Origin of the sequence: Accumulibacter sp. (assembly GCF_023806565.1) — a bacterium.
GTDB lineage: Bacteria > Pseudomonadota > Gammaproteobacteria > Burkholderiales > Rhodocyclaceae > Accumulibacter.
On sequence record NZ_JAMTDV010000136.1, the window covers coordinates 1 to 8188 of the forward strand.

5 protein-coding genes are annotated in these 8188 nt (G+C 64.4%); 3 read left to right on the forward strand and 2 right to left on the reverse strand.

Going from position 1 to position 8188, the window contains the following annotated elements; all coding sequences use genetic code 11:
* The first annotated feature begins 312 nt into the window (after window positions 1–312).
* Both NFV80_RS16760 and NFV80_RS16765 read left to right on the forward strand, forming a co-directional pair.
* Entirely contained in the window at window positions 313–1524 is a 1212-nt protein-coding gene (locus NFV80_RS16760; RefSeq protein ID WP_296759407.1) for an ATP-binding protein, read from the forward strand.
* Entirely contained in the window at window positions 1521–2534 is a 1014-nt protein-coding gene (locus tag NFV80_RS16765; RefSeq protein WP_296759409.1) for an AAA family ATPase, read from the forward strand. Before NFV80_RS16760 ends, NFV80_RS16765 begins: the two co-directional genes overlap by 4 nt.
* A gap of 140 nt (window positions 2535–2674) precedes the next feature.
* Here the strand turns inward: NFV80_RS16765 and NFV80_RS16770 are convergent, their stop codons facing one another.
* Both NFV80_RS16770 and NFV80_RS16775 read right to left on the reverse strand, forming a co-directional pair.
* Window positions 2675–4936: a patatin-like phospholipase family protein gene (locus NFV80_RS16770; protein WP_296759411.1), complete on the reverse strand. Its 2262-nt coding sequence runs from the start codon at window positions 4934–4936 to the stop codon at window positions 2675–2677.
* Window positions 4937–4991: 55 nt separating this feature from the next.
* Window positions 4992–5255, reverse strand: a complete 264-nt coding sequence (locus tag NFV80_RS16775; protein ID WP_295328657.1) for a TIGR02647 family protein — start codon at window positions 5253–5255, stop codon at window positions 4992–4994.
* Between the two features lie 209 nt (window positions 5256–5464).
* Here NFV80_RS16775 and NFV80_RS16780 point away from each other — a divergent pair, with 209 nt between their 5' ends.
* The gene (locus NFV80_RS16780) at window positions 5465–8179 is read left to right on the forward strand and encodes an SUMF1/EgtB/PvdO family nonheme iron enzyme (protein WP_296759414.1); all 2715 of its coding nucleotides are present in this window, start codon (window positions 5465–5467) and stop codon (window positions 8177–8179) included.
* Window positions 8180–8188: the final 9 nt, after the last annotated feature.

Sequence of the window (8188 nt, forward strand, 5' to 3'; positions counted from 1 at the left end):
GAGGACTCGACTGGAGGGAAGACAGGTGGACCGGCCGCAAGCGTCCGGCAGTCTGCGACACTGTGGGCACCGGTACGGTCGTGGTCTCGCGGAGCAAACCGCGAGGATTGGCGCGCGCATGGCAGCCGCCAATTGCGGTAAGGTGATTGGCCCGGACATAAGGTACGCACCGCGTGCCATTGGGCGCAGAGAGAATTTGGTCGACTGCTATGGCACTATACTGTGGCCCTGCAGTCCCGCTGATTCGATCATGCCTCGAGACTGCAGGAATCAAGCCGCAGGCAGTCGCAGTATTGAGCGGAAGGTCGTGTCATGAACACAATGAGCGATGAGGAACTTGTCGCGCTACTCGACAATCTCGAATCGGATCGAGTTGAGCGCAAGCGGGCTTGGGCGGGGGATGCCCCCGACAAGGCACGCCAAGCAGTCTGCGCGTTCGCCAATGATCTGCCGAATCACGGATTGCCGGGAGTGGTCTTCATTGGGGCCGAAGACGACGGCAGTGCGGCGAATATAGAAATCACCGACAGACTCTTGCAAACCCTGTCAGACCTGAAGACGGACGGCAAGACCACGCCTCCGCCCACTCTCACGGTGGAGCGAAGGTTGCTCAAGGGGACTTCCGTGGCCGTCGTGACAGTTTGGCCCGCCGATGCGCCACCCGTACGCTACGAGGGGCGAATCTGGATTCGGATCGGGCCGCGGCGGGGCCTCGCGAGTGCGCAGGATGAACGCATTCTTAACGAGCGCCGCCGACATCGCGACCGTGCTTTCGACACCCACCCGATCAGGGGCTGCCCTCTCGGCGAATTGAACCGTGCTTTTTTTGAGGGCGAATACTTGCCGCAGGCGGTTGCCGCAGACGTACTTGCGGCAAACACCCGCAGTTACGAGGAGCGACTTGCTTCGACGGGAATGATCGCGTCGGTCGATGACCCCACACCGACGGTCGTCGGCTTACTCACCCTTGGCAAGGCTACGCGCACCTGGATTCCCTGTGCGTACGTTCAGTTTCTTCGCATTCGAGGCAGCAGATTTGGCGACCCGGTGGTCGACGAGCAGGAAATCGACGGGACGCTCGATCTTGTGCTGCGCCGGCTGGACGACAAGATTAGGGCGACATTGGCCGTTTCCGTCGAATTCGCGTCCGGTGCAGCGACGGAAATTCGCACGGCAGCCTATCCGCTATCTGCGCTCCAACAATTGGTCCGTAATGCCATCATGCACCGCAGCTATGAAGGCAGCAATGCGCCCGTCCGCGTCTATTGGTTCGATGACCATATCGAGATCACCAATCCCGGTGGACCGTATGGCATTGTCACAGCAGAGAACTTCGGGCGCCCAGGAATCAGCGATTACCGAAATCCCAGCGTGGCGACCGTTCTCAAGACCATGGGATTTGTGCAGCGCTTTGGCTTTGGAATCGCCGAAGCGCGCCGATCCCTGGCCGCAAACGGCAACCCGCCACCGGAGTTCCAGGTCGAGCCGACGATAGTCCTTGCCACCGTGCGGAGGGCGTCATGAGCATTCCCGTCCTCACCTTCTTCAACAACAAGGGGGGTGTTGGCAAGACCTCACTGGTATTTCATCTCGCCTGGATGCTATCCGAAATGGGAAGGAGGGTGGTAGCCATCGATCTTGATCCACAGGCGAACCTCACTTCCGCTTTTCTCTCGGAAGACGACCTAGAGGTTCTCTGGGATGTCGGCGACAGCGTACCGCGCAATGGTACGATCTATCAGTGTCTGCGGCCTTTGACCGAGGTCGGCGACATCGTCCCACCGCAAACACAGCGAATCAACGCGCGCCTGCATCTGGTGCCTGGTGACTTGGGCCTCGCTAGCTTCGAAGATTTTCTGTCGCAGGAGTGGCCAAACGCGCTGGGGTCCGGAACGCTGTACCGCCCGTTCCGGATTCTTTCGGCATTCTGGCAGGTCGCCCAGATGGCCGCAGAACAGCACAGTTCGGACATAATCTTGGCCGATGTCGGTCCTAATCTCGGTGCAATCAATCGATCAGCGCTGATCTCCACCGACCACGTGGTGATCCCACTCGCGGCGGACCTTTTTTCCTTGCAGGGGCTGCGGAACCTCGGCCCAACCTTGCAGGCCTGGCGCGCCGACTGGAACCGACGACTGGAAAACTGGCGCTCACCGAGCTTTCCCTTACCTCGGGGAAAAATGATGCCGGTTGGCTACATTCTGATGCAGCACACCGAGCGCCTCTCGCGTCCCGTTCAGGCCTACCGGAAATGGGCCGAGCGGATTCCGGAGACGTATCAGAAAAGTGTGTTGGATCGGGCTGATGGGCAGGGAACTCAGCCCCTGGACGGCGATTGTCTGGCTAGACTCAAGCATTATCGCAGCCTGGTTCCCATGGCGCAGGAGGTGCGCAAGCCCATTTTTCAGCTTAGCACCGCCGACGGCGCCATCGGCAGCCACTCCTATGCCGTGAAAGATGCCTACACAGACTTCGAGACTCTGGCCCGGAGCATTCTCCAGCGCATCGGCCAGAAGCAGGCGCCTAGCGGCTGATCTGGGCGCAAATCAGCGCGTAGTGCCTGCCGGCTCGTCGACGAGCAGACGGTACGTTGGGGCCATTCTGTTGAGGTCAGGCCGCGAGCATTCCATGCCGTCGAAAAGCGCTTCGCCACGGCAAAGGTGGTGCACTCGCGTCAGGGCGTCCCCAGGAACAGGTAGATATTGTAATAACCGCCGGTCGATCCGGAACTGGAGTAGCCGTAGCCGAGGTACAACGGACCGAGCGGAGTCTCGCCACCGAGGTAGACTGCGGTGGAGTTGATCCAGCCCTTCAGGTTCGTTTCGGTATACGGCGTGCCAACCTTGGCGGCCTCCAGAGCAAGGCCAATGCGCATGTCGCCGCGCAAGCCGAGTGGCAGTCGGCCGATGATCCTTTCCGCCCGGACGTTGCCGTAGGTCATGTCATCGCCTTTCAACTGGCCTATGGCGAAAGCCGTCATGTTGAGCATGCCGCCCAGGCTGCCGGCGTCGTAGACCGGCAACTGTCCAACCGGCGAGCCCTGGTACGAAACCCGGCTGCTGAACACCCAGTCGCCGACGCTGTGAAACACGCTGCCCCCCGCATCAAGCTTGCTGAAATGGTTCGCCGGCGAGTCGAAATAGCCGACCGTTGTTCGCCATCCACTCGTCGGGAAATAGAGGCGGTCGGTCTGATCGAGGTCGACCAGACCGAACCAGCCGCCGTACTGCTTGGAGAGACTGGGCAAGAACGGCGAGCCTGTTTCCAGACGAGGATTCCACCAGTTTTCGCTCCAGCCCGCGCGGGCCTGGCCGATGGTTCCCAGGTTGATGCCGGCACCTATTCTGGCCTCCCCCTGGATCACCCGATACTCGGCGAGTTGCTGGTTGTTCTGGTAAATGCCACTGAGCTTGCTCCCGTAATGGAGATTGGTTTCGACGAAGTAGCGTTGCTGGGCATCGAGCGGCTGGTAGTAGTCCAACCCGATCCCGGTGTCGGAGCCGATCTCGCCATAGGCCAGGAGTTCTCCGCCAAGTTCGTTCAGCCAGGTCTTCTGATAGGCGGCGCGGAGGGCGTAGGTGGAGTTCGCCTTGAAATTGGTGTCCAGGTTGACTCCGTATCGCAGGTAGTCGGGCCCCCAGCTTTTCTCGAGTGGCGTGACTCGCAGGATGTTGCGTTCGCGTTCGGTGAGCACGGCGTAGTCGACGTTCTCGTAGTGGCCGTCGCCGTAGGCCCGCAGCAGTTCGCTGTTGATCTTCGCCGGGTCGACCGAATCCCCCGCTTTGACGTCGATGTGATCTTCCACCACCGCCGGATTTACCCGCTTCAAACCGGCGATCTGGACCTCGTCGATTCTCGGGGCGGCGCGTCGGGCCACCTGGATCTTTTCGGTCCACGCGGCGTAGGCCGCTTCGCTGACGGCCAGCGAACGCAGACGGTCGGCCACCGCTTCGGCAGCCCGCACGCCGCGATCGGCTGTCTCCGAAGTGCGCTCGAAATCGCCCGCGCTGACGCCCTCGAGGTCCGGTTTGATGTAAATGTCCGTGGGTTTGAGAGTTGCCAGCGAGTGGGTGACGTTCTGCTCGGTGAGGATGTTGACCATTTGCGTCGTCACGCTCAGCAGGCCGCTGATTTCGTCGGCCTTGAGCAGCGGCGATCCGACATTGACCGCGATCACGACATCCGCCTGACAGCGCGAACGCGCTTCATCGATCGGCACGTTATCGACCAGGCCGCCGTCGACCAGCCGCATGCCGCGCGTTTCGACCGGTGACATCAGGCCCGGGACCGACATGCTGGCACGCATTGCAGTGGTCAGGCTGCCTTCACGGAACACCACCCGCGCGCCCTGCACGAGGTCGGTGGCGATGATCGAGAGAGGTAACGGCAGCGACTCGATTTGCCGTTGGCCACGGTAATCACCGACCAGCTGGTTGAAGAACAGCTTGATCTTCTGTCCGGTCACGACCCCGGTCTGATACTTGACGCCATCGGGACCGACGCCCGTTTCCGAGGCCGGGAGAAAACGCCGTTCCTCCACCTTTCGGCGAAAGGCTCGCTCGGAGTAGTTGGGGCTATCCTGGAACAGATCGTGCCAGTCGGCCTTGGCCAGTTCCGCGCGCATCGTCGCCGGTGACAACCCGGCCGCGTAAACGCCGGCCACCAGTCCGCCCATGCTGGTGCCGGCGACGCAGTCGACCGGAACGCGCATTTTCTCGAGCACTTCGAGGACGCCGATGTGCGCGGCTCCACGCGCACCGCCACCGCCGAGCACCAGTCCGATGCGCGGGCGGGCCTGCTCGGCGGCGTTGCTCCCGGTGCTCGCGGCGGCAGCTGCCTGCGCCGTGGCAAACGGCGCGAGCACAAGCAGTCCCGCGGCCAACAGCAGGCGGCCGCACCCCGGCCCGACGGAAGATCCGTATCGATCTCGATTCATTGCTGATTTTCCTTGTGCTGGCGGCGTCGGCCGCGGCATGTCGTGTCCCGGTAGCTCACGCGTCCGCTGCTGGTCGCGGGGATGGGGCGGAAGTGAGAATGGTCAGCACCGCTTGCGCCCCCTCGGCAGCGTCGCGGCCCAGGCTGGTCAGATAACCGCCGTCGACCTGTGTCAACAGCCCTTTGGCATGTAGTCGCCGGGTCGCCGCGATGATCGCCGGGGCGGCGGTCTTGTGGATCTTGATTCCCTGCTGCGTGCTTCCCAGGTCGAAGTGGATCAGCGTGTTGAGTTCGTCGATCAGATCGGGCGTGAAGGACATGGCGATTCCTAATCGGACAAGGCCGGCAGTTGCGTCGAGGCGCAATTCTAACCCGCCTTGCCCGCCTACCTCGCGGCAAGTGCAGCAATCCGACTTCCCTCGTGGATTCCGCCATCTTCTGCGCCGTGCCTTGGGCAAGGCGCGGAAGGTGGCGGCGCGTTACAATCCTGCGCACAACGATGCGACGCACACCGGGGAGGCACGCATTCATGAGCGCCAGCGAAACGCGGTTCGATCTCTTCCTGAGTTACAACCGTCTCGACCTCGGCGTCGTCGAGCCCTTCGCGAGGGCGCTCGCCGAGCGCGGGGTCAAGGTGTTCAAGGACGACTGGTACCTGCGGCCGGGCGAGTTCTGGCCCACGGCGCTCGAGCGGAACCTCGCTGCGAGCCGGGCGGTGCTCGTGGCCGTGGGGCGCCATGGACTCGGCCCCTGGCAGCAGCGCGAAGCGGTCGCCGCCCTGGACCGGCAGAACCAGGCGATCCGGGATGGCCTCTCCTTTCCCGTCGTCCCGCTGCTCCTGGATCAGGGCAGCGCGAGCCAGGCCGGGCTCGTTTTCCTGTTGCAGAACACCTGGGTCACGCTCTCGGACCCGCGCGCACTCGACTTGATCGAAGGCGCTGTGCACGGCAAGGCAACGGCCGAGATCGATGCAGAGATCGGGCCGGACCCGCGCCAGGGCATCTGTCCGTACCGGGGACTGCGCTTCTTCCGCGAGGAGGATGCGGGCTTCTTCTTCGGACGCGACGCCGACGCCAAGACCCTGCTCGCCGCGCTCGAGGGCCACCGCATGGTCGGCGTCGTCGGTGCGTCGGGCAGCGGCAAGTCCTCGCTGGTGCGTGCCGGGCTGATTCCGAAGCTGCGGCGCGGCGCCTCCGGTCATACCTGGCAGATCGCCGTCATGATGCCCGGCAGCCGGCCGTATTTCGCACTCGCCCGGGTGCTGCTGCCGCTGCGCGAGCCGGAAAGGATCACCACCTGGTCGAAGGGCGAGATCGACGACGAAACGGAGCGTCTCGCCCGACGCCTCGAGCGGGACGGTGCCGAGCACCTGCATCATGTGGTGCAGCAGATTTTCGAAGAGGAACCCGGCACCACGCATCTGCTGCTGCTGGTGGACCAGTGGGAGGAGCTGTACACGCACCGCCCGCGCGAAGGCGAAGCAGCCGCGGCGTACGCCAAGCAGGTGCGGACGTTCATCGGCATGCTGCTCGCTGCCGTCACGATCAGGGACGCGGTGCTGAAAGTGGTGCTCACGCTGCGAGCCGATTATTGGGGAGAAGTGCTCAACGATCCGTCGCTTTCCGCGCGGCTCACGGACGAGGCGATCGTGCACCTGCGCGCGCTCGCGCGCCCGGCGCTCGAGCAGACCATTCGCGGTCCGGCGCAGGCGATCGGGCTCGGCGTCCCCGATGCGCTGGCGGAGACGCTGCTCGACGATGGCTTCGGCCAGGCGGGGGATCTGGCCTTGCTCGAATACGCGCTGCAGGAACTGTGGAAGGAGCGCGACGCTCGCGCCCACACGCTGACGCTGTGTGCCTACCAAGCGATGGGCCGGCTGCCGAAAGCCATCGTCAGCCGCGCCGAGGCGGTGTACCGCGCGCTCGACAAAGACGAGCGTGACGCGGTACCCGGTGTCTTCGCGGCGCTGGTCCAGGTCGGCGAGGCGCGCAGCGACCTGCGGCGCCGGGCGCGCCTGGCCGAGTTGGGGGACGCAGCGCGCCGCGTCGTCGGGCGCCTGGCAGATGAGCGATTGCTGGTCACGGGCCGGGATGGGGCGAGCGGTGAGCAATGGGTGGAAGTCGCCCACGAGGCGCTGCTACGGCACTGGCCGAAGCTCGAGCAGTGGATCAACGAGCGGCGTGATGCGTTGGTCATGGTCCGGCAACTGCAGGCCGACGCGCGCACCTGGCTCGAAAAAGGCCAGCATCGCGGCTACCTCTGGTCGCACGAGCGGGCACGCGAGGCGGCCGCTGCCCTGGCAGGGCTCACCGGCGAAGTGGTGCTGAGCCGGCACGAGCAAGACTTCCTGGGTCCGATCGCCACGGGCGCGATCATGGCCGAGGTCGAACGGTCCGGCACGCCGCATGCGCGCCGGCTTTTCCTCGGCGAGCGTCTGGCGATACTCGGTGACCCGCGCCCGGGAGTCGGCGTCAGCCAGGACGGGGTGCCGAAACTGGCAGGGTCGATGGTCGAAGTGCCGGGTGGGAGCGTCGCGATCGACGTCCGCTCCGACCCGAACCATCCTGACTCTGCCGTCATCGACCGGCGAAGCTTTACAGTTGGCCGATTCTGGATCGCGCGCTATCCGGTCACCGTTGCCCAGTATCGGGCGTTTCTCGACGCCCCGGACGGCTGGCGCGACGCGCGCTGGTGGGAGCCCGACCTGTATCGTGACGGCGAAGGGAACAGCTACGACTTCGGTCGTTACGGCAACCACCCCGCGGTTTACGTGAGCTGGTTCGACGCGGTGGCCTTCTGTCGCTGGCTCGGCCATCGCCTTCGCGTCGACGTTCGGCTGGCGGACGAGTGGGAATGGCAGCAGGCGGCAACGGGCGGCGTTTCCGGCAAGGTTTACCCGTGGGGTGGCGAGTGGGATGCGAAGCGCGAACCGCAGCGCGCCAACACCTTCGAGAGCCGCCTCGGGCGTGCGACGGCGGTCGGCATGTATCCGGCTGGCGCATCGCTGCAGGGAGCGCTGGACATGGCCGGCACGGTATGGGAGTGGTGCCGCAACCAGTTCGACACGCCCGAGGTGACCGAGTCGCGCGCCGGCGACTTCGGGGCCCGTGCGCTGCGCGGCGGCGCCTGGCTCTATGACCAGGACAACGCGCGCTGCGCCGTGCGCAACAGGTACCGCCCGCACAGCCGGAACGACAACGTGGGGTTTCGGGTGTTGTGTTCGTCCCCCATCGATGGGCACTGAACTCTGGGC

Bases quoted from the DNA above. Each gene is read 5' to 3' on its own strand.
- NFV80_RS16760 (WP_296759407.1), top strand. From the start codon at position 313: ATGAACACAATGAGCGATGAGGAACTTGTCGCGCTACTCGACAATCTC.
- NFV80_RS16765 (WP_296759409.1), top strand. From the start codon at position 1,521: ATGAGCATTCCCGTCCTCACCTTCTTCAACAACAAGGGGGGTGTTGGC.
- NFV80_RS16780 (WP_296759414.1), top strand. From the start codon at position 5,465: ATGAGCGCCAGCGAAACGCGGTTCGATCTCTTCCTGAGTTACAACCGT.
- NFV80_RS16770 (WP_296759411.1), bottom strand. From the start codon at position 4,936: ATGAATCGAGATCGATACGGATCTTCCGTCGGGCCGGGGTGCGGCCGC.
- NFV80_RS16775 (WP_295328657.1), bottom strand. From the start codon at position 5,255: ATGTCCTTCACGCCCGATCTGATCGACGAACTCAACACGCTGATCCAC.